Here is a 21,921-nt window from a genome sequence, read left to right on the forward strand (position 1 = left end):
CATGAGACCCAGCAAGCTCATCGGTATCGTCGCCGACAATGCACGCAGTTTCGAGCACGTGCTGCGCGACGCAGAACAACAACTGGCCAGTGCCACCGAGCGCCAGATGGCGCTCGAACAGGACATCCTGACCCGCCTGCGCAGCATCGCGACCCTGCAGCTGGAGCACGCCCCGTCGCTGCAGGACGAGGTGGTTCAGGCCCTGCACGAACGCCAGCTGGCCCAGGGGCAGTTGCGCCAGCAACTGCTGGAGGTCGAGCAGCAGATCGCCCAGTCGCTGGAGGCGACCGCGCAGGTACAGGAGCGCCTCGACGACCTCGACCGCCAGGCCCGCGACCAACTGGCCCAGGACCCGACCTACACGGCGCAGATGCACCAGCTGGAACAGGCCATCGCCGCCAACCTCGAAACCGTCACCGGGTATGCCGACATACGCCAGGAGTGTGCCGACAAGCTGCCGATGTTCGGCCGCAACCCGATCTACCACTTCCTGCGTGATCGCGATTTCGGCACCGAACAGTATCGGTTGGGCCGCATCAGCCGCTGGCTCGATGGTTGGCTGGCCAGGCAGGTCGACTACAGCGGCAACCGCAGCAACGAGCTGAACCTGCTCAACATGCAGCAGCGCAACGAGGCACTGCAGCTCGAACGCGACGCGCACATTGCCGCGCTGGAGCAAAGCACCGGCCAGCAACTGGCCGACGCCCAGCAGCAGGCAGGCATGGAGCCGCTGCGCGAAGCGCACAAGGCGTTGTACAAGCAGACCGTGGCCAGCAAGCAGCAGGCCAACGACATTCACGCGCAACTGACCGCATTCACCCACAACCAGGACCCGCACTACCTGCGTGCCCGCCAGTGGCTCACCGACCAGTTGCAGGCCAAGAGCATCGAGCAACTGCTCGAGCAGGTGAAGAAGACCCCCGATACCGCAGACGACCAGATCGCCTTGCAGCTGCAGCGGCTGTACCCGCAGGTCGACGGCGTGGAACGGGCACTGGCCGAGGCGCGCCAGACCCATGGCCTGGCCCAGCAGTCCTATGACCGGGCCAAGGAGCTGGAGCGCGCGCTGCGCACCGACTTCTTCCGTGACGACGGCTATCAGTACAAGGCAACGCTGGGCATCGAACGTCTGCTGTCGGACTACATGACCCGCGATGTCACCCTGGGCTATCTGGTCGGGACCATCCGCGAACACCGCGAACTGGTGCCGCGCGTCGCCGTCGAGCGCAGCTCGTACAGCAGTAGCAGCTCGGGGTCGAGCTGGAGCAGCTCCAGCTCCAGCAGTTCGAGCAGCAGCTCCAGCAGCAGTGGCGGCTTCTCCAGCTCCGACAGCAGCGGGGGCGGCGGCTTCAGGACCTCGGACAGCTTCTGATGGCATGCCCGCTGGCCTGCCGACGCAGGCCAGCGCAGCGCATCACCCGCGCGGGTAGCGCTCGTTCACGCTGAAATCGAAGCGCCAGCAGCCCGCGTTTTTCCGGGAACTGTAGTGCTCGAACAACACCTTTTTCTGCAGTTCGTCCCAGCCGAGCGGGTCCACCGAGGCCTCCTCCAGCACCGTGACCAGCGTGTCGGTGGCAACCGACGACAGGTAGATCAGGTCTTCGCGCATCACCTGCGCGTCGGCATCGAGAATCGGCAGCACCTTGTTGTGCTCGAAGTAGTAATCGATCTCCGACGCGCCCATCACACAGTGTGCGTACAGGATGTGCACCTGATAGGCATAGAACACCCCGGGGCCGACCAGCTTGCGGGTGTGCTTCTGGGTGGTGGAGTCGTTCCAGCTTTGCGCAGCCTGGAACGATACCCGGACCTCTGAACTCACCCCCACGCCCTTGAATTCCAGCTGCACGCCACCAGACACTTCGGTGGTACGGCTGAAGCTTCGGGTAAAGCCATGGGTGACCTCGAAGGTGCGTTCATCCTCGCCGTTGCTCGGCACCTGGACGGTGCCGACATGCTCCACGTAAGCGGCAACCGGCACCGAATACATGTCCCACCACCGCTTGCCGTCGAACATCTGGCCGAACTCGGTGGCATCCTTTATCCAGCAGGCCTGGCGTACCTTGTCACCGCCAAAGAGGTACTTGTCGATGTGGTAGCTCCCGCGCTGTGCGGGGGAGTCGGCGCCAAACACGTTGTCTTCACTCATGACGGTTCCCTCAGTACTTGTAGTGAATCTTCTGGCTTGCGGAAAAATCGAACGACCAGGCGCCGGCATTGCATTCAACCTCGTAACCTTCGGTCAGCACCTTGCGCTGCAGGGCATCCCAGGCAATCGGAGGGGTGGCCGCGGCATCGGCCACCGCCACATACACGGCCGTGCTGATGGCCGACAGGAAGTACAGGTCGGTACGCCCCTGCGTGGCCAGCGTCTTGCTGGTGCGAAACGCCTTGTTCAGCTGTCCGGCCGAGGTCGCGCAATGGGCATACACCAGGTTCATCTGGTAGATGGCGAACACCCCGCTGCCGGGCAGCAGCAGCGTCAGGCGGTTGTCGTTCGGCGCCCCCCAGGCGATGTCGTCGACAAAGCCGGTGTGCAGGCTGGACAGGATATTGACCCGCTCGATGGCCGACGACACCGAATAGGGCGCGTCCACTTCACGGATGAACTGCTTGCTGTGGCCCTGGGCAAAGGTGATGGCATGGCGCTGGTTGCTCAGGCCGTTGAGCCGCAGGGTATCCACCGCTGACAGGTAGGCGAACACCGGTCGGGTGTAGGTGGCCCACGCACTGGAGCCAATGCGGATATCGCCGTAGACGGTCTTGCCGTTGACCCAGCAGCCGGGTGCCAGGCGCTTGCCGCCGATCAGGTGGCGCTCGAGCGAATAGGACCCGGTCTTGACCGCGTAGCCGTTGAGTCGCGGGTTTGTAGCGTGTTCGATTTCGTCGTCCAAGGTATGCACTCCCTGCAGAAAACCCATGAGTTTTCGATACTAGGGAGGCCGCGACAGGCTCGGCAGCGGGACGTGCTTCCTGGATGGGCAGCGGCCTTGCCGGTCAATGGCGCCGGCAAAAAAAAAGGTGCGCCGACCAAGCGCACCTCAAAGCCGTACAGCACACAACGAATTCTCTAGTCCAGCAACGCCAGCGCCTGGGCACTGCACGCCTGCACGCGTGCCCACTCGCCGTTCTTGATCCAGCTACTGTCGAGCATCCAGGTTCCGCCCACGCACATCACATTGGCCAGGGCCATGTACTGCTTGACGTTGCCCGGGTTGACCCCGCCGGTGGGGCAGAAACGCACCTCGCCGAACGGCCCGCCGAATGCCTTGATCGCCGCCGCCCCGCCGCTGATCTCGGCCGGGAACAGCTTGAAGCGCCGATAGCCCAGCGCGTAGCCCATCATGATCTCCGAGGCGCTGCTGATGCCCGGCAACAGTGGCAACGGGCTCTCGACCCCCGCCTCCAGGATGTCCTGGGTGCACCCCGGCGTGACCACGAACTGCGCACCGGCCTGTTCCACTGCCGCCAGCATGCTGCGGTCGAGCACCGTACCGGCACCGACGCACAACTCCGGGCGCTGTTCGCGCAGCAGGCGGATGGCGGTCAGGCCGTGTTCGGAACGCAGCGTCACCTCGAGCGTCTTCAGCCCCCCGGCCGCCAGCGCATCGGCCAGCGGCAGGATGTCCTGCTCGCGGGCGATGGTGATCACCGGCAGAATGCGCGCCTGGCCGCAGATGCGGTCGATCAGGGCAATCTTGTCGGCCATGGAAATGCCCGGCTGTGAAGGTTCAAGGGTTGTCATAACGGCGTGTCCTTGGTTCATGGGCACCAGTAGATTTCCAGGGGGTCTTGAAGAAAGGCGCGAATCGGCATCTGCGCCGGGTCGTCACCGCCCAGCGCGGCGCGCAGGGTAGCGAGTTTGCCTGGCCCTTGCACCGACAACAGTGTCGCACCTGCACCGGCCAGCACACGCCGGGTCAGGGTCAGGCGCTGATGCGGCACGCTCGGCGCCAGCATCGGCAGTACCCGGCGCTGGCTCTGGGCCTGCAGGCCCTCGGCCAGGTTGGGGCTGCCCGGAAACAGCGAGGCGGTGTGACCGTCATCGCCCATGCCCAGCACCAGCACATCGATCGGCGGCAGCTGGGCAAGCGCCTGGTCCGCCTGCTCGGCAGCGGCTTCGAGGCTCACGGCGGGACGGTACAGGCCGACGAACCGCGCCTTGGCCGCCTCGCCCTGCAAAAGGTGCTGCGCCACCAGGCCGGCATTGCTGTCGGCATGTTCCACCGGCACCCAGCGCTCGTCCGCCAGGCTGACCACCACCCTGGACCAGTCCAGCGGCTGCCTGGCCAGGCGCTGGAAGAACGCCACCGGGCTGCGCCCGCCCGACACCACCAGGGTGGCCTGGCCGTTTTCGTCCATCGCCGTGCGCAACCGCTGCGCCACATCCACAGCCAGGCCCTCGGCCAGGCGCGCCGCATCGGCAAACTCATGTGCCGTCACGCTCGCCGGCAGCTGCAGTTCAGATATCGCCATACCATGCCCTCCCATCGCGGGTAATCAGTGCTATAGAGCTCATCGGCCCCCAGGTGCCCGCCGCATACGGCTTGGGCGCATCACCGGCGTGTTTCCAGCCGGCGATCAACTGGTCGCACCATTTCCACGCATATTCGATTTCATCCTTGCGTACAAACAGGTTCTGGTTGCCGCGCATCACTTCCAGCAGCAGGCGCTCGTAGGCATCCGGAATGCGTGCGCTGTGCCAGGTATCGGAAAAATTCAGCTGCAACGGGCCGCTGCGCAGTTGCATACCCTTGTCCAGGCCCTGCTCCTTGGTCATCACCCGCAACGAAATGCCTTCGTCCGGCTGCAGGCGGATGATCAGCTTGTTGCCGATCTGCAAACGTTGTTCCGCCGCGAAGATGTAGTGCTGCGGCTCCTTGAAATGGATGACGATCTGCGACAGTTTCTGCGGCATGCGCTTGCCGGTGCGCAGGTAGAACGGCACCCCGGCCCAGCGCCAGTTGCGGATATCGGCCCGCAGCGCGACGAAGGTTTCGGTGTCGCTCTGGGTATTGGAGTTTTCTTCCTCGAGGTAGCCGGGCACAGCCCGCCCCTCGCTGTAGCCCGCTATGTACTGGCCACGCACCACCTGGGTGCTCAGGCCCTCGCCGCTGATCGGTGCCAGTGCCTTGAGCACCTTGACCTTCTCGTCGCGAATGCTGTCGGCCGAGAGGTCGCTGGGCGGGTCCATGGCGATCAGGCACAGCAACTGCAGCAGGTGGTTCTGGATCATGTCGCGCAGTTGCCCGGCCTTGTCGAAGTAGCCCCAGCGGCCCTCGATGCCGACCTTCTCGGCCACGGTGATTTCCACGTGGGAGATGGAGTTCTGGTTCCACTGGGTTTCGAACAGGCTGTTGGCAAAGCGCAGGGCAATGAGGTTCTGCACCGTCTCCTTGCCCAGGTAATGGTCGATGCGATAAACGCGGTTTTCGGGGAAGTACTGCGCCACCGCGTCATTGACCCTGCGCGACGACTCCAGGTCATGGCCGATGGGCTTTTCCAGCACCACGCGGGTGCGCTCGCTCAGGCCGACCTTGTCGAGGTTCTCGCAGATGCCGCCGTACACCGCCGCGGCGGTGGCGAAATAGGCGATCAGGGGCGCGTCGGGTTGTACCTGTTCGAGCAGCGCCGGGTAGTCCTGAGCCTGAAGAAAATCCACATGCAGGTAGCTCAGGCGCGCCATGAAGCGCTGCAGGGCCAGGGCCTCGATATCGCTGCCCACGTGCTTGTGCAGGTGCGCCTCGATCGTCGCCAGGTGCTCCTGCGGGCTGCCGGCTTCGCGGGCCAGTGCCAGCACGCGGGTCTGCTCATTCAGCAGGCCCGCGCGATCGAGCTGGTACAGCGCCGGGAACAGCTTGCGCAACGCCAGGTCGCCCAGGGCGCCGAACAGGGCAAAGGTGCAGGGTTCAACGGTGATCGAAGCCATGATGTTGGTTCTTTTATCAAGTTGACGTAGAAATACCGGTTTCAATCGCAGTTTTCAAGGGCTAATGTAGTAAAACTAACAACATATTGCCGTGTATACAGAATCAAGTGGTGCGCCAACCGTGCCATCAGTACGATAGGCCACCGCGTAAAAAGCCGTCTGCCCCTGGCAGCCGGCGGCCTCCCCGACCCAAGGACATACCCCCATGGACCGCGTGCGAAACCTCCTGGAGCAGATCCAGGGCCGCCTCGACGAGCTGAACAAGGCTGAGCGCAAAGTCGCCGAAGTCATCCTGGCCAACCCGCAGCAAGCCACCCGCTTCAGCATCGCGGCGCTGGCCCAGGCAGCCAAGGTCAGCGAACCCACCGTCAACCGCTTCTGCCGTTCGTTCGGCGTCAGCGGCTACCCCGAGCTCAAGCTGCAACTGGCGCAGAGCCTGGCCAGCGGCGCCGCCTATGTCAGCCGTGCGGTAGAAGCCGACGACGACCCTGCATCCTATACCCAGAAGATCTTCGGCAGCGCCATCGCCTCGCTCGACAGTGCCTGCCAGCAGCTCGACCCGCAACTGGTCAGCCGCGCCGTCGACATGCTGATCCAGGCGCGCCAGATCCACTTCTTCGGCCTGGGCGCCTCGGCCCCGGTGGCACTGGACGCACAGCACAAGTTCTTCCGCTTCAACCTCGCCGTGTCGGCGCATGCCGACGTGCTGATGCAGCGCATGCTGGCCTCGGTGGCCCATACCGGCGAGCTGTTCGTGATCATCTCCTACACCGGGCGCACCCGCGAACTGGTCGAAGTGGCGCGCCTGGCGCGGGAAAACGGCGCTTCGGTGCTCGGCCTCACCGCTGCCGACTCGCCACTGGCCAAGGCCAGCAGCCTGAGCCTGAACATCCCGCTGCCTGAAGACACCGACATCTACATGCCGATGACCTCGCGCATCATCCAGCTGACCGTGCTCGACGTGCTGGCCACCGGCATGACCCTGCGCCGTGGCGTGGACTTCCAGCCGCACCTGCGCAAGATCAAGGAAAGCCTCAACGCCAGCCGCTACCCGATCGACGACGAACTCAATTGAGCGAATGCGCCTGCAACTGCAGGTGCGCCCGCTCCCCCGGCGCCAGGCTGAGGCTGTCGCTGCTGCCACTGGCGGCCTCGACGCAGATGAAGCCCTGGGTCTCGCTGCCGCTCACGCCCATCAGCGGCCGGCTGCCCGGATGCCACACCACGGTGTCGTCGCTGTCGCCGGTATCGATGCACAGCTGACGCTGCCAGGCCGGGTCGTTGACCTGCAGGGTCGCAGCATTCTGGAACACCCGCTGACAGCCGCCCTGCACTTTCAAGGCGCCCTTCTGCTGGCATGCCTGACGCCTCAGATGATCGTACCCCCTCGCATTCTCGAGCCCAGATAGCGCTATCTCGGAAACGTCACTAATACGCCAGTAGGCCAGCAGAGCATGACTCAACTGGCACGGCAGGCTGTCCTGGTGCTCGGTGCTCAGTTGCAACTGCATGCGCTGGCCCAGGTTGGCCACCAGGTCGACCTGCCAGTCGCACAGTTGCAGGCGCCACGTGAGGGTCACACCCTCGTCGCTTTCGCTGCTGTCGATCAGTTTCCAGTCGAGCAGGCGCGCCCAGCCGTGGGCCGGCCACATGTCTTCACTTGGGTGACGGCCGTACCAGGGCCAGCACACCGGCACACCGCCACGAATGGCGCCGACCTGCGGCCACTGCGCCGCGCACCACAGCCACGGGCGTTCGCCACGGGGCTGGAAGTGCAGCAGTTGCGCGCCCTGGCGACTGAACACCGCCTGGCACTGGGGGTGATCGATGATCAGCACGTCGCGCTGCTGGTAACGCTCCCACTCGAAGGTCGGTCGCGGCCGCTGCGAGGCGAAGAAGCGTTGAAGCGGGTGCTCGGACATGTTTCGGGACTCTTGTTGTTAGGGGGGCCTGTTCGCCGGCAACGCCGGCTCCTACAGAAGTCGACCTTGCCGGCAAAACGCCGAATTGGCGTAAATTTACAACATATCCCCTCAGAACGACGACTGAATCTTCAGCCCGGCGACGACCGCGTTGTCCACCTCGCTCACCCCGCCCGGGTGACGGATGTACTGAAGGTTGGGGCGCACGGTCAGCCAGTTGGTCACGTGCACGCCGTAGTACAGCTCGGCGTTGTACTCGGTACGCTGGATCGGCACGAAGCCCATGTCGTTGTAGTCATCGATACCGCTGACCCCATTGAGCTGCTGCGCACGCTTCTTCACGTCATCGTTGACATGAATGCGCGCCACGCCGAAGCCGATGTCGTCCTTGGGCCGCGAATCGAAGGCGCCCTTGTACACCATGCCCACCTGCTGGTAGTTGTCGACCACGTTGGTGGCCTTGTCGTGCACGGTAAAGTTGGCGAACAGGCTCAGGCCGCGATTGGCATCGCCGTTGTGCGCAGTAACCTGCTGCTGCGCCACCACCCACCAGCCATGCTTGCTCGAATGCGACTTGGGGTCTGCGCCAGTCAGACCCTGGGGTTGGCCATTGACGTCCTCGTAGATGTCATCGGCCTTGGCAGTGCTGTAGTAGTAACCCAGGCGGTACTCGCCGGGCAGGCCGTTGACCCTGGGGGCCCACACCAGCTCCACCGGCAGGATCATGCCCTTGGTGCCGCTGCCGCTGAGCTTGAAGCCATTGCCCGTCTCAAGGTTCGAAGGGTTCTGCTCGAACACCCCGACCTGGGCGAAGAACTCCGGCGTGAGGTTGTATTTGGCGCGCAACGCCCACTGGCTGACCGGCCAGTTGTACCAGATGCTGCCCACCCAGTTGCCCACCTGCGAGCCGCAGAAGGCCAGGTTCTGGAAATCGCAGGGGAAGCTGTTGAACTCCTCGCCCGGGCCGAAGCGCCCCGCCTTGAGGTCGAGCTTGCCGTCGAAGTAGGTCTGCTTGACCCACATCTGGGTCAGGCGCCAGGTCTGCCCGCGGCCCCACACCTCCTGCACCGAGCTGAACTGCCCGGCCCGAGGGTCGCTGATGCGGTCGTTGGAAAGGTTGCGCCCGCTGCGCTCGGTGATCGCCAGCTTGAACTCGGCGTCGTGCCAACCCAGGATCTTCTCCAGGTCCATCTTCACGCCCAGGGCGAACTGGTCGCTGTAGCGCGCCGTCTTGTCGTTGTTGTAGCCACCCTTCAGGTTGCCGGCAACCTCGCCCACGTAATCCAGCGAAAAATCGTAGCCCTTGTCCAGCAACTCGGTGCGTGTGCCGCCCCAGTCGCCACTCATCCACTTCGACTCCGGGTCGAAGGCGCCGGCAGCGTGCGCCCCGCAACTGACCCCGAAGGCCGCCAGCAGGGTCATGCAGCCCCGCGGCAAAACACGTTTGAAATGATCCATCCCCTGTGTCCTCGTCTTATTGTTTTCGATGGTGTCCATGCTTTACAACGAATTCAGCGGCCCCTGAATTGGGCAATGTTGTCGGTGCCGACCGTATCGAGCGGTGCACGCCCGCGCCCCAGCCGTTCGCCCGTTTCTGCATCGAACAGCAGCACCCGCGCAGGATCGAACTGCAAGCTCAGGCTTTCGCCGACCTGCGGCGCGAACTCCGGTGCCAGTCGGCAGCACACCTTGGTCTGGTTGAGGGTCACGAACACCAGGGTGTCCGGCCCGGTCGGCTCGGTGACCTGCACCTGGGCGCGAATGCTCGGCAGGCCATTGCCTTCGACCCCCGCCAGGCTGATCTGCTCCGGGCGAATGCCCAGGATCACCTCGCGCGCCTCCAGCCCCGCCTCGCCGGTGCCCAGCGGCAGTTCGCAGCGCCCCTGGCCGCTGTCGAGCAGGGCCAGCAGGCGACCCTCCTGGCGTTGCAGGCGCAAGGGTATGAAGTTCATCGGCGGCGAGCCGATGAAACTCGCCACGAACAGGTTGGCCGGGTCGTTGTAGATCTGCTGCGGGGTGCCGAACTGCTGGATCAGCCCATCCTTCATCACCGCCACCTTGTCGCCCAGGGTCATGGCCTCGATCTGGTCGTGGGTCACGTACACCGTGGTGGTCTTCAGGCGCTGGTGCATCAGCTTGATCTCGGTGCGCATCTCCACCCGCAGCTTGGCGTCGAGGTTGGACAGCGGCTCGTCGAACAGGTAGATCCTGGGCCGGCGTGCCAGCGCCCGGCCCATGGCCACGCGCTGCTGCTGCCCACCGGACAGCTGGCCGGGCTTGCGCCCCAGCAGGTGCTCGATCTGCAGCAGCTTGGCCACCCGCGCCACCTCCTCGTCGATGGCCGCCGGGGTCATCTTGCGAATCTTCAGGCCGAAGGCGATGTTGTCGCGCACGTTCATGGTCGGGTACAGCGCATACGACTGGAACACCATGGCGATGTCGCGATCCTTGGGGCTCATGCCACTGATGTCGGCGTCGTCCACCAGAATCGCCCCGCCGCTGATCTGCTCCAGCCCCGCGATGCAGTTCATGAGGGTGGATTTGCCGCAGCCCGAAGGGCCCACCAGGATCAGGAACTCGCCCGAGCCGATCTTCAGTTCGATGTTCTTCAGCGTGTCCGGCAGGCCGCTGCCGTAGGTCTTGTTGACGTTGCGCAATTCAAGCGTTGCCATGTTCTACCCCTTGACCGCGCCGGCGGTGAGCCCACGCAGGAAATACTTGCCAGCCAGCACATAGACCAACAGGGTCGGTAACCCGGCGATCATCGCCGCCGCCATGTCGACGTTGTATTCCTTGGCCCCGGTGCTGGTGTTGACCAGGTTGTTGAGGGCCACGGTGATCGGTTGCGCGTCGCCACTGGCGAACACCACGCCGAACAGAAAGTCGTTCCAGATCTGGGTGAACTGCCAGATCAGGCACACCATGATGATCGGGATCGACATGGGCAGCAGGATGCGCCCGAAGATGGTGAAGAACCCCGCGCCATCCAGCCGCGCCGCCTGCACCAGGGCCTGGGGCACGCTGGTGTAGTAGTTGCGGAAAAACAGCGTGGTGAAGGCCAGGCCGTACACGATGTGCACCAGCACCAGGCCGGTGGTGGTACTGGCCAGGCCCAGCTTGCCGAGGGTGAACGAGGCCGGCAGCAGCACCGTCTGGAATGGCAGGAAGCAGCCGAACAGCAGCAGCCCGAAGAACAGCTGCGAGCCACGGAAGCGCCACATCGACAGCACGTAGCCGTTGAGCGCCCCCACCAGGGTGGAGATCAGCACCGCCGGCACGGTGATCTTCACCGAGTTCCAGAAATAACCGCCCACCGCGTCCCAGGCCTTCACCCAGCCGATGCCGGTGATCACCTCGGGCCAGCTCAGCAGGTTGCCGGTGCGGATGTCGTCGGGGCTCTTGAAGCTGGTCAGCAGCATCACGATCAGCGGCACCAGGTACACCAGGCAGGCCGCGATCAGGGTGGCGTAGACCGCCAGGCGGCTCAGGCTCGGTCGACGAGCAGCAAGTGAACTACTCATGGCGCTTGCTCCTGAGTTCCGAATACAGGTACGGCACCAGGATCGCCAGGATCGCACCCAGCATCAGGATCGCGCTGGCCGAGCCCATGCCCATCTGGCCGCGGCTGAAGGTGAACGAATACATGAACATCGCCGGCAGGTCCGAAGCGTAGCCCGGGCCACCGGCGGTCATTGCCGCCACCAGGTCGAAGCTCTTGATCGCGATGTGCGCCAGAATCATCAATGCACTAAAGAACACCGGGCGCAGGCTGGGCAGCACGATGCGCAGGTAGATGGTCGGCAGGCTCGCGCCATCGACCTGGGCTGCGCGGATGATCGACGGGTCGACCCCGCGCAGCCCGGCCAGAAACAGCGCCATGACGAACCCCGAGGCCTGCCACACGGCAGCAATCACCAGGCAGTACACCACGCGGTCGGGGTCGACCAGCCAGTCCAGGCGAAAGCCTTCCCAGCCCCAGTCGCGCAGCATCTTGTCCAGGCCAAGGCCGGGGTTGAGCAGCCATTTCCAGGCGGTGCCGGTGACGATCATCGACAGCGCCATGGGGTACAGGTAGACGGTGCGGATAAAGCCTTCGCGGCGGATACGCTGGTCGAGCAGCACCGCCAGCAGCACGCCGACCACCAGGCTGATGCCGATGAACATGCCGCCGAACAACAGCAGGTTCTTGCTGGCGACCCACCAGCGGTCGTTGTCCATCAGGCGGGCGTACTGGGCCAGGCCCACCCACTTGTAGCTGGGCATGAAGCTTGAATTGGTGAATGACAGGACGAAGGTCCACAGGATGTAGCCGTAGAAGCCCACCAACACGATCAGCATGCTCGGCGCCAGTACCAGTCGGGGCAGCCAGCGTTGCAATGCATCGAGGGGTGAGGCCTTGTTGAGGACGGCGATAGTGCTCATCGGAAGGTTCTCGGTTGGAAAGGCGGCGCGTTGCGCCGCATCGCGGGTCAAGCCCGCTCCCACAAAGTCATCGCAGTACCTGTGGGAGCGGGCTTGACCCGCGATGAGGCCCGAAAGATTCAGCGGATCATTTAGCCGACTTGATCGCCGAATCCAGCTGCTTGACCGCCTTGGCCGGGTCGGCCTTCGGGTCGTTGAGGAAGTTGGTCACCACATCGAAGATGGCGCCCTGCACCGCCAGGCTGGTGGCCATGTTGTGCGCCATGCTCGGTTGCAGGCCATCGCCCTGCTCGGCCGCCTTGAAGTCCGCGGCGGACTTTTGCGTGCAGGCATCGAACGGGCCCATGTCCATGTCCTGGCGTACCGGCAGCGACCCCTTGTTCTGGTTGAACACGGTCTGGAACGCCGGCTCCAGCGCCACCTTGGCCAGGTCGTTCTGGGCCTTGATGTCGTTCTCGTCCTTGAGCCTGAACATCACCAGCGAGTCGATGTTGTAGGCAAAGCTGCCCTGGGTACCGGGAAACGCTACGCACTCGTAGTCCTTGCCGGCGATCTTGCCCGCAGCGGTCCATTCGCTCTTGGCCCAGTCGCCCATGATCTGCATGCCGGCCTTGCCGTTGATGACCTCGGCGGCCGCGACGTTCCAGTCACGCCCGGCACGGTTGGGGTCCATGTAGGTGCCCAGGCGCTGCAAGGTACTGAACGCCTCGATCATCTGCGCACCGGTCAGGGTCTTTTCATCCAGCTCGACAAAGGCTGCGTGGTAGCCCTTGGGCCCGAGAATGCTCAGCACCACGTCCTCGAACACGGTGCTGTCCTGCCACGGCTGGCCGCCGTGGGCCAGGGGCACGAAGCCGGCAGCCTTGAGCTTGTCGGCGGCGGCAAACAGTTCGTCCAGGGTGGTCGGCACCTTGGCCCCGGCCTTGGCGAACACCTGCGGGTTGATCCACAGCCAGTTGACCCGGTGGATGTTCACCGGCACGGCCACGTAATGACCGTCGTACTTCATGATGTCGGCAACCTCTCTGGGCAGCAGCGCGTCCCAGTCGTTGGCCTTGGCCACATCGTCCAGGTTGGTCAGCAGGCCCAGCGCACCCCAGTCCTGGATGTCCGGGCCCTTGACCTGGGCAGCGGCTGGCGGGTTGCCGGCCACCGCGCGGCTCTTGAGCACGGTCATGGCGGCCGCGCCGCCGCCCCCGGCCACGGCGTTGTCCTTCCACACAAAGCCGTCCTGTTCGATCTGCTTGCGCAGCGTGTCCACGGCCGCCTTCTCGCCACCGGACGTCCACCAGTGGGTCACCTCGACCGTGCCGGGTTCGGCAGCCAGGGCGCTCAATGGCAACAGGGAAGCAAGGGAAACAACGGCGGCGAGGCGATTGATCGCATTCATCAAGGGAAACCTTTCTTGTTGTTATGCCGGTGCAAGTCATGCTGCTTGCGCGTGAATCGAAGTCTAGCCACCCCCTGGGGCGGCAGAAGTAACGAAGGGATGCGCGAATGTCACCGACCTGTGACATTCACCCGCTGGCCCGCACTGCGCGGCAGGCTCAGGGTGACCCGCAGGCCGCCTTCGCGCAGGTTGCGCAGGCTCACCTCGCCGCCGTGGCTGTGGGCGATATTGCGCGCGATGCCCAGCCCCAGCCCGTAGCCCTGCTGCTGGCCGGCCAGGCGCACATGTGGCTCGAACACCTGTTCCTGACGCTGCTCCGGCACGCCGGGGCCCTCGTCGTCCACCTGCAGCACGAAGCCGGTGGCACTGTCGATGATGCGCAGGTGCGCACGCTCGCCGTACTTGAGCGCGTTGTCGATCAGGTTGCCGATGCAGCGCTTGAGCGCCAGCGGCTTGCCCGGATACGCCGCCAGCGCCCTGCCCTGCACGGTGACGCGCGCACTGGCCAGGTAGGGCTCCACCAGGCAGTCGAGCACCTGGTTGAGGTCGATGGGTTCGATGTTCTCGTGGATGTCGGTGTCCTTCACGCACTGCAGGGCGCCCTTGACCAGCAGCTCCAGCTCGTCCAGGTCACGGCCGAACTTGTGTTGCAGCTGTTCATCCTCCAGCAGCTCGACGCGCAGGCGCAGGCGCGTGATCGGCGTGCGCAGGTCGTGGGAGATCGCGCTGAACAGTTGGCTGCGCTCGGTCAGGTAGCGGCTGATGCGTTCGCGCATGGCATTGAAGGCGCGCCCCACCTCCACCACTTCGCTGCCGCCGCCCTCTACCTCCGGCGGCGCGTCGGCGCCCAGCGACAGCTCCCGCGCCGCGCGTGCCAGGCGCTTGAGCGGACGGGTCTGCCAATGCACCAGCAGGCCGATGAACAGCAGCAGAAAGAAACTGGTCAGTGCGATGAACCCCACCTGCTGGCGCGGCAGGCCCTCGGCCTCGAGGCTGGTGTAGGGCTCGGGCAGCAGCGAGGCGATGTACAGCCATTCGCCCTCGCCCAGGCGGATCTGGGTCACCAGCACCGGCGGGTTGACCGGCTCCAGGGTCAGCGAGTAGTGCGCCCAGGAGCGCGGCAGTTCATCGAGCTTGAGCCCGCTGTTGAACAGACGCAGTTGCTCGGGGCCGACGAACTCCACCGAGATTTCCATCTGCTCGCCCAGGCGCTCGTGCAGTACCTGCTCGAACGCCTCGATCACCGCCTGCTTGCGCGGGGTCACCGGCAGCACCTGCATGTCCAGCGGCCGGTCATTGAGCGACACCACGAAGCGCGTGCCCCCCATGCTGCGCAGCTGGTCCAGCACCAGCGGCCGGTAGGCCAGCGGCAGCGAACGAAAGTAACTGACGCTGGCGGTCATCGAATGCGCCAGGCTGCGCGCGCTGGCCAGCAGCCCTTCGAGCTGGCTGGCGCGCAACTGCGACACCCAGATCACGCTGGACAACCCCTGGGCCGCCGTCACCACCAGCAGGGTCAGCAGCAGCATGCGCCCCAGCAGCGAGCGTGGCAGCGGCAGGCGCCAGCGCCGCTCAGTGCGCGGGCGCAACACTGGCCGCCAGCAGGTAGCCGCTGCCGCGCACGGTGCGGATCAGTCGCGGAGGTTTTTCGGTATCGCGCAGGCGCTGGCGCAGGCGGCTGACCGCCATGTCGACGATACGGTCCAGCGGCATCGGCTCGCGACCACGGGTGGCATTGCCGATGGTGTCGCGGTCGAGGATCTGTTGCGGGTGGTCGAGGAACAGCTTGAGCAGGGCGAAATCGGCGCCAGACAGGATCACCTCTTCGCCGTCGCGGTGGAACAGGCGGTGGCTGACCGTATCCAGGCGCCACTCGTCGAAGGTCAGCACGTCACCGCCGGGGCGTTCATGCATGAAGCCGGCGCGGCGCAGCAGGGCCTTGATGCGGGCTTGCAGCTCGCGGGGGCTGAAGGGTTTGCCCAGGTAATCGTCGGCGCCCAGTTCCAGGCCGATGACGCGATCGGTTTCGTCGGAACTGGCGGTGAGCATGATGATCGGCACCCGCGCCTGACGCGGATGCTGTCGCACCCAGCGGCACAGGCTGAAACCGTCTTCGTCGGGCAGCATCACATCGAGGATCACCAGGTCGGCGCCGTGTGTGTCCAGAGCCTGGCGAAAACCCTGGCCATCGGCCTGGGCCTGCACCTGGAAGCCGCATTTGCTCAGGTAGGCCTGCAGCAGTTCACGGATGTCCTGGTCGTCATCGACCAGCAGAATCGACTTGGTCACGGTTGTTGTCCTTGTCAGTGCATTCCTTGGCGGCCCCATCGCGGGTCAAGCCCGCTCCCACAGGTACGGCATCGAACCTGGTGGGAGCGGGCTTGACCCGCGACAGGGACCGGCCAGTCACTCCAACTCAGGCGTGCTGGGCCAGTGCCTGCTGCAACGCCACTCCCGCCCCTTCCAACCCGGAATACTCCGCCGTCACCAGCCACACCGGCACCCCTTCAAGGTAGGCGCTCATGCAGCCCTTGTCGGCAAAACTCGCGGCAAAGCCGCTGCGCAGGAACAACTCGGCAAAGCGCGGAATCACCCCGCCCACGATGAACACCCCGCCACGCCCGCCCAGGGTCAGCACATTGTTGCCGGCCACCCGCCCCAGAAAACGGCAGAACTGCTCGATCACCTCCAGCGCCACCGGGTCGTCGTGCAACGCCGCGTCGGTGATCTGGGCCGGCGTGCCCAGCGTGGGGGCATGCCCGTCCAGTGCACAGATGGCGTGGTACAGGCGCAGCAGCCCGCCGCCACTGAGCACGGTTTCGGCGCTGACGTGGCCGGTGTCCAACGCGATCGCCTGGCGAATCGCCGCCTCGCGCGCACTGCCCACCGGCAGGTCGACATGCCCGCCCTCACCCGGCAGCGCCAGCCAGCGCTGCTCGCCAAGGCCAAGCAAGGTCCCGACACCCAGCCCGGTACCCGGCCCGATCACCACCGCCGGACGGGTGGTGTCCGGGGTGCCGGCGCACACATTGCGCACTTCATCCGGCTGCAGGCGGGTCATGCCCAGCGCCATGGCGGTGAAGTCGTTGATCAGCAGCAGGTGCTCGACCTGCAGGTTGGCGCAAAATGCCTTGCGGCTCAGGCGCCAATGGCTGTTGGTAAAACGAAATTCATCGCCGCTGACCGGCCCGGCCACCGCCAGGCACACCGCCGCCACCTCGCCCTTGGCCAGGCCCTGCGCGGCCAGGTACACGCCGATGGCCTGCTCGGGGCTGGTGTAGTCAGCCGTGGGGAACACCTGCACCGCGTGCAGCGCGTTGTCGCGCCACAACGCGAAGCGGGCATTGGTGCCGCCTATGTCACCGACCAGTGCGACCTTCATTTGAAGTTCTCCAGGGCCGAGGTGAAGGCGCTGGCGCCCTGCTCGGCCGAGCTCAGCGCCACGCGCAGGAAGCCGAACAGCTCGCGCCCGCAGCCCAGGTCATTGCCCAGCGGCGCTGCCGGCAGCTCGCGAGCGGCCAGTTCGGCCGGCTCGACGCGCACCTGCAAGGTGCCGGCCACGCCGTCCACGCGCACGATGTCGCCATCGCGCACCCGCGCCAGCGGGCCGCCATCGAACGCTTCCGGGCACACATGAATGGCCGCCGGAATCTTGCCCGAAGCTCCCGACATGCGCCCGTCGGTCACCAACGCGACCTTGAAGCCGCGGTCCTGCAGCACACCCAGGAACGGGGTCATCTTGTGCAGTTCGGGCATGCCGTTGCAGCGCGGGCCCTGGAAGCGCACCACGGCGACGAAATCGCGCTCCAGCTCGCCGGCCTTGAACGCATCGGCCAGTTCCTGCTGATCGTGGAACACCCGCGCCGGGGCTTCGACCACCTGGTGCTCGGCCGCCACCGCAGACACCTTCATCACCCCACGGCCAAGGTTGCCTTGCATCACCCGCAGGCCGCCCTCGGCGGAGAACGGGTTGGCCACCGGACGCAGGATGCTTTCGTCAAGGCTGGCCTCGGGGCCTTCGCGCCATACCAGCCTGCCGTTGTCCAGGAACGGCTCCTGGGTATAACGGCGCAGGCCGGGGCCGGCCACGGTGTTCACGTCCTCGTGCAGCAACCCGGCATCGAGCAGCTCGCGGATCAGGAAGGCCATGCCGCCCGCCGCCTGGAAGTGGTTGATGTCGGCCTTGCCGTTGGGGTACACGTGCGACAGCGTTGGCACCACCTCGGACAGGTCGGCCATGTCCTGCCAGGTCAGCTGGATGCCGGCCGCCTGGGCAATCGCCGGCATGTGCAGGGTATGGTTGGTGGAGCCGCCGGTGGCGTGCAGCGCGACGATGGAGTTGACCAGCGACTTCTCGTCGACGATCTCGCCCAGCGGCATGAAGTTGCCACTGGCCCTGGTCAGGCGCGTGACCTGCTGCGCGGCCTCTACGGTGAGCGCATCGCGCAGCGGCGTGTACGGGTTGACGAACGAGGCACCGGGCAGGTGCAGGCCCATCACTTCCATCAGCAACTGGTTGGTATTGGCCGTGCCGTAGAAGGTGCAGGTGCCGGGGCTGTGGTAGGACTTCATTTCCGACTCCAGCAGCTCTTCGCGACTGGCCTTGCCCTCGGCGTAGCGCTGGCGCACGTCGGCCTTTTCCTTGTTGGAGATACCCGAGGGCATCGGCCCGCCCGGCACGAACAGCTGGGGCAGATGGCCAAAGCGCAGCGCCCCCATCAACAGGCCCGGCACGATCTTGTCGCAGATACCCAGCAGCAGCGCCGCGTCGAACATGTTGTGCGACAGCGCAATCGCGGTAGACATGGCGATCACTTCACGGCTGGCGATGCCCAGCTCCATGCCCGGTTCACCCTGGGTGACGCCGTCGCACATGGCCGGCACCCCGCCGGCAAACTGGCCCACCGAGCCGATTTCGCGCAGCGCCTGCTTGATCTGCTGGGGGAAGTGCTCGTAGGGCTGGTGCGCCGAGAGCATGTCGTTGTAGGCCGAGACGATGGCGACGTTGGCCGCGTTCATCATGCGCAGGCTGTGCTTGTCGTCGCTGCCGCAGCCGGCCACGCCATGGGCGAAGTTGGCGCATTGCAGCTTGGCGCGCATCGGGCCGTCGCTGGCCGCCCCGCGAATCAACTGAAGGTAGCGCTCGCGGGTAGGACGGCTACGGGCGATCAGCCGTTCGGTGACCTCAAGAATGCGCGGATGCATGTACTGGACTCCAGGCTAAGGGGCAGCAACCTCTGCGGCGGTTTCCCTTACAAACGATTGCGACCTAGGCTCAAGGCAGGGGCGCGAATGTCGATGGGTAACGGCTTGGCCGGTCACTCGTTGTAGATTGAACAAAATACTGCCAGCAAAAAGGCTTGTTTTCTATTTTTTTACGAATAATCTTGTAATTCCAACAACAAAATCAGATTCAGGCTCTTTCCGGGGCTCAGACAGTCTGCCAGAGGTAGCTCCATGACATTACGTATCGCAATCAATGGTTTTGGCCGCATCGGCCGCAACATTCTTCGCGCACTGTATACCCAAGGCTACCGTCAGGACCTGCAGGTCGTCGCCATCAACGACCTGGGCGACAGCTCGATCAATGCGCACCTGCTCAAGTACGACAGCGTGCACGGGGCATTCGATGCACAGGTTCACAGCGATGGCGAGAGCATCACGGTCAACGGCGACCGAATTGCCGTCAGCGCGATTCGCAACCCTGCCGAGCTGCCGTGGCAGGCGCTGGGTGTGGACGTGGTGTTCGAATGCACGGGCCTGTTCACCGAGCGCACCCGGGCCGCGGCCCATCTTACTGCCGGGGCACGCAAAGTCATCATCTCGGCCCCCGGCAAGGGCGTGGACGCAACGGTGGTGTACGGGGTCAACCACGACATCCTGCGCCCCTCGCACCAGATCATCTCCAGTGCTTCGTGCACCACCAACTGCCTGGCGCCGGTGGCGCAGGTACTGCACCGCGAACTGGGCATCGAACAGGGCCTGATGACCACCATCCATGCCTACACCAACGACCAGAGCCTGACCGACGTGTACCACAGCGACCCGTACCGGGCGCGGGCGGCCACCCAGTCGATGATCCCGAGCAAGACCGGCGCAGCCGAGGCCGTGGGCCTGGTGTTGCCGGAACTGGCCGGCAAGCTGACCGGCATGGCGGTGCGGGTGCCGGTGATCAACGTGTCGCTGGTGGATCTGACCCTGAACGTGACACGCGAGGCCAGCGTGGAAGAGGTCAATGCGCTGATTAAAGAGGCCAGCCAGCACTCGAAGATCCTCGGTTACAACACCCTGCCGCTGGTGTCGTGCGACTTCAACCACAACCCGCTTTCGTCGATCTTCGACGCCAATCACACCAAGGTTGCCGGCAAGATGCTCAAGGTGATGGCCTGGTACGACAACGAATGGGGCTTTTCCAACCGCATGCTGGACAACTGCCTGGCGCTATGGGAGGCGCAATAGTCTCAACCCGCAAGCTTCAGGCGGCAGGCAAGCAGGGGGCAAGCCTGCTTTTCCTCCTGCCGCCTGGCGCTAAAAGCTTGCCGCTGCTTTTCCCCCTTGACCAACAGCATTGATGATAAGCATTATCATTCGCTGAAATCCCGGTCAGGTATCGCTGTGAGTCAGTCCCACTTCAACGCCGTCTTCCTCGCCCAGCGGGTCACCCTGCTACGCACCCTGCAGCGCATGGTCGACAACCCCAGCACCGCCGAAGACCTGCTTCAGGAAACCTACCTGCGCGTCACCCGCGCCCTGGGCGAACGCCCCATCGAGCACCTCGAACCCTTCGTGTTCCAGACCGCCCGCAACCTCGCCCTGGACCACCTGCGCGCCCGCCGCGTGCAAGCCCGCACCCTGCTCGACGATGTGCCCGAGGCGGTGCTGCACAACGTGGCCGCCAGCCACGGCAGCGCCGAGGACGCCACCCACGCGGAGCAGTTGCTGCGCCGCCTGAGCACCTCGCTGGGCGAGCTAAGCGCCCGCCAGCAGCGCATCTTCATCCTCAGCCGATTGCACGGCGCCAGCTATCTGGAAATCGCCGAACAACTGAAGGTGTCCGCCAGCACGGTTCAGAAGGAACTGAAACTGATCATGGCCATCTGTGTAGGCGTAGCCGATCGTCTCAATCGCGATTGAGCCTGCTTGCCTCACATGCCGATACACTTGATCATTACCTGATACACAAGCATGCCAAGGACCCTCCGTGACCGACAGTGCCCCTGACCGCCCTGCGCCGCCAGACCCGGCTGCCTGCGACAGCGCCATGGACCAGGCGCTGGACTGGCTGATACGCCTGCAATGCGCCACGCCCGAAGACACCCGGGCCTTCGAGGCCTGGCTCGAGGCCGACCCGGCCAATGCCCCGGCCTACGTGCAGGCCGAAGCCCTGTGGCACGGCGACAGCGTGCGCGCCGCCGCGCTGCAGCTGCAGCAACGTCAGCGCCCCTCACGCCTGGCCCGCCTGCGCCCGCACTGGAAGCCGCTGGCCACCGCCGCGGTGCTGCTGGTGGGTGTGTTCACGGTCGGCAACCTGCCCATGCGCCTGCAGGCCGATCACCTGACCGTGGTCGGCGAGCGCCAGCGCCTGGAACTGCAGGACGGCTCCAAGGTACTGCTCAATACCAATTCGGCGTTCTCCAGCAACATCAACGACCGCCAGCGCATCGCCCGGCTGTACCAGGGCGAAGCCTACTTCCAGGTCCCCGGCGGGCAGCAGCCCTTCGAGCTGCGCGCCGGGCCGTTGCGCGCCAGCGTGCGCGACACCGATTTCGCCGTGCGCTACCTCGACGGCCAGGCACAGGTGCGGGTGCAGCGCGGCGACGTCGACCTGCTGGGCAACAGCGACCAGCGCATCCGCCTGTCGGCCGGCGACAGCATCAGCCTCGGCCCCAACGGTTTCAGCCAGCGCGAGCGCCTGGACGGGCAAAAGGACCTGGCCTGGATCGAGGGCCGGCTGGTGTTCGAGAACTGCCCCCTGAGCCAGGTGCTGGCCGAGTTGGGGCGCTACTACCCGGGCTGGATCATCAACACCAGCGAGCGCCTGCAGAACGTCGCCGTCACCGGCAACTACCGCCTCGACCAACCCCTCGAAGCGGTGCGCTCGCTGGCCCACATCACCTCCGCACGCCTGCAGGAGTACCCGGCGCTGGTGATTCTGAACTGAATCGGAATCTTTTTTTACGCGATGCCCCGTGGTCACACGTCTCGTTATAGCCAATGCAACTGATTCTTATTTTTGAATCGGCCGCACCTATAACATT

20 protein-coding genes are annotated in these 21,921 nt (G+C 65.0%); 5 read left to right on the plus strand and 15 right to left on the minus strand.

All coding sequences use genetic code 11. The features are described 5' to 3' along the window. The first annotated feature begins 1 nt into the window (after position 1). Positions 2-1,372, plus strand: coding sequence for a hypothetical protein (locus tag ACPRTJ_RS04755; protein WP_054915073.1), 1,371 nt, complete (start codon positions 2-4; stop codon positions 1,370-1,372). Between the two features lie 42 nt (positions 1,373-1,414). Here ACPRTJ_RS04755 and ACPRTJ_RS04760 read toward each other — a convergent pair whose 3' ends face one another. From ACPRTJ_RS04760 to zwf, 5 genes are all read right to left on the minus strand, one after another. Further along, positions 1,415-2,149, minus strand: coding sequence for a monalysin family beta-barrel pore-forming toxin (locus ACPRTJ_RS04760; RefSeq protein ID WP_253086872.1), 735 nt, complete (start codon positions 2,147-2,149; stop codon positions 1,415-1,417). Between the two features lie 10 nt (positions 2,150-2,159). Further along, complete coding sequence (locus ACPRTJ_RS04765) at positions 2,160-2,894, minus strand: monalysin family beta-barrel pore-forming toxin (RefSeq protein WP_426428244.1); 735 nt, start codon at positions 2,892-2,894, stop codon at positions 2,160-2,162. Positions 2,895-3,070: 176 nt separating this feature from the next. Next, positions 3,071-3,745 carry a bifunctional 4-hydroxy-2-oxoglutarate aldolase/2-dehydro-3-deoxy-phosphogluconate aldolase gene (locus ACPRTJ_RS04770; protein ID WP_043860397.1) on the minus strand — a complete coding sequence of 225 codons (675 nt, stop codon included), beginning with the start codon at positions 3,743-3,745 and terminating at the stop codon, positions 3,071-3,073. A 17-nt stretch (positions 3,746-3,762) separates the two neighbouring features. After that, on the minus strand, positions 3,763-4,476 hold the full coding sequence (gene pgl, locus ACPRTJ_RS04775) for a 6-phosphogluconolactonase (protein ID WP_426428246.1): 714 nt from the start codon (positions 4,474-4,476) through the stop codon (positions 3,763-3,765). Then, positions 4,463-5,929 carry a glucose-6-phosphate dehydrogenase gene (gene zwf / locus ACPRTJ_RS04780; protein ID WP_426428248.1) on the minus strand — a complete coding sequence of 489 codons (1,467 nt, stop codon included), beginning with the start codon at positions 5,927-5,929 and terminating at the stop codon, positions 4,463-4,465. The genes pgl and zwf overlap by 14 nt, the downstream gene beginning before the upstream one ends. 214 nt (positions 5,930-6,143) lie before the next feature. Between zwf and hexR the strand changes: the two genes are divergently transcribed. Next, positions 6,144-7,004 carry a DNA-binding transcriptional regulator HexR gene (gene hexR / locus ACPRTJ_RS04785; protein WP_173925072.1) on the plus strand — a complete coding sequence of 287 codons (861 nt, stop codon included), beginning with the start codon at positions 6,144-6,146 and terminating at the stop codon, positions 7,002-7,004. Here hexR and ACPRTJ_RS04790 read toward each other — a convergent pair. From ACPRTJ_RS04790 to edd, 10 genes are all read right to left on the minus strand, one after another. Beyond that, a complete protein-coding gene (locus ACPRTJ_RS04790) occupies positions 6,997-7,851 on the minus strand; it encodes a D-hexose-6-phosphate mutarotase (RefSeq protein WP_426428250.1) in 855 nt (284 codons plus the stop codon). The two genes, hexR and ACPRTJ_RS04790, sit on opposite strands and share 8 nt — an antisense overlap. Positions 7,852-7,962: 111 nt before the next feature. After that, complete coding sequence (locus ACPRTJ_RS04795) at positions 7,963-9,273, minus strand: carbohydrate porin (protein WP_370409066.1); 1,311 nt, start codon at positions 9,271-9,273, stop codon at positions 7,963-7,965. A gap of 89 nt (positions 9,274-9,362) precedes the next feature. Then, a complete protein-coding gene (locus ACPRTJ_RS04800; protein WP_210015350.1) occupies positions 9,363-10,523 on the minus strand; it encodes an ABC transporter ATP-binding protein in 1,161 nt (386 codons plus the stop codon). A 3-nt stretch (positions 10,524-10,526) separates the two neighbouring features. Then, positions 10,527-11,372 (minus strand): carbohydrate ABC transporter permease, encoded by an 846-nt coding sequence (locus ACPRTJ_RS04805; protein WP_043860390.1) that lies wholly within the window; start codon positions 11,370-11,372, stop codon positions 10,527-10,529. Then, entirely contained in the window at positions 11,365-12,273 is a 909-nt protein-coding gene (locus tag ACPRTJ_RS04810) for a carbohydrate ABC transporter permease (RefSeq protein WP_043860389.1), read from the minus strand. The genes ACPRTJ_RS04805 and ACPRTJ_RS04810 overlap by 8 nt, the downstream gene beginning before the upstream one ends. A 127-nt stretch (positions 12,274-12,400) precedes the next feature. Continuing rightward, positions 12,401-13,663 carry an ABC transporter substrate-binding protein gene (locus ACPRTJ_RS04815; protein WP_426428253.1) on the minus strand — a complete coding sequence of 421 codons (1,263 nt, stop codon included), beginning with the start codon at positions 13,661-13,663 and terminating at the stop codon, positions 12,401-12,403. A gap of 110 nt (positions 13,664-13,773) precedes the next feature. Then, positions 13,774-15,216, minus strand: a complete 1,443-nt coding sequence (locus ACPRTJ_RS04820) for an ATP-binding protein (RefSeq protein WP_196933097.1) — start codon at positions 15,214-15,216, stop codon at positions 13,774-13,776. A 19-nt stretch (positions 15,217-15,235) separates the two neighbouring features. Beyond that, complete coding sequence (locus ACPRTJ_RS04825; RefSeq protein ID WP_054915080.1) at positions 15,236-15,991, minus strand: response regulator; 756 nt, start codon at positions 15,989-15,991, stop codon at positions 15,236-15,238. An 88-nt stretch (positions 15,992-16,079) separates the two neighbouring features. Further along, entirely contained in the window at positions 16,080-17,045 is a 966-nt protein-coding gene (locus ACPRTJ_RS04830) for a glucokinase (protein ID WP_088514582.1), read from the minus strand. Then, on the minus strand, positions 17,042-18,868 hold the full coding sequence (edd, locus tag ACPRTJ_RS04835; protein ID WP_043860384.1) for a phosphogluconate dehydratase: 1,827 nt from the start codon (positions 18,866-18,868) through the stop codon (positions 17,042-17,044). Before edd ends, ACPRTJ_RS04830 begins: the two co-directional genes overlap by 4 nt. 252 nt (positions 18,869-19,120) lie before the next feature. Between edd and gap the strand changes: the two genes are divergently transcribed. The 3 genes from gap to ACPRTJ_RS04850 all read left to right on the plus strand — a co-directional run bounded on the left by gap (position 19,121) and on the right by ACPRTJ_RS04850 (position 21,824). Further along, a complete protein-coding gene (gap, locus tag ACPRTJ_RS04840) occupies positions 19,121-20,122 on the plus strand; it encodes a type I glyceraldehyde-3-phosphate dehydrogenase (protein WP_100633041.1) in 1,002 nt (333 codons plus the stop codon). 156 nt (positions 20,123-20,278) lie between these two features. Next, complete coding sequence (locus tag ACPRTJ_RS04845) at positions 20,279-20,797, plus strand: RNA polymerase sigma factor (protein ID WP_043860382.1); 519 nt, start codon at positions 20,279-20,281, stop codon at positions 20,795-20,797. A 67-nt stretch (positions 20,798-20,864) separates the two neighbouring features. Next, a complete protein-coding gene (locus ACPRTJ_RS04850) occupies positions 20,865-21,824 on the plus strand; it encodes a FecR family protein (RefSeq protein WP_054915084.1) in 960 nt (319 codons plus the stop codon). The last annotated feature ends 97 nt before the right edge of the window (positions 21,825-21,921 follow it).

Source organism: Pseudomonas palmensis, from assembly GCF_049942755.1.
Lineage (GTDB): Bacteria > Pseudomonadota > Gammaproteobacteria > Pseudomonadales > Pseudomonadaceae > Aquipseudomonas > Aquipseudomonas palmensis.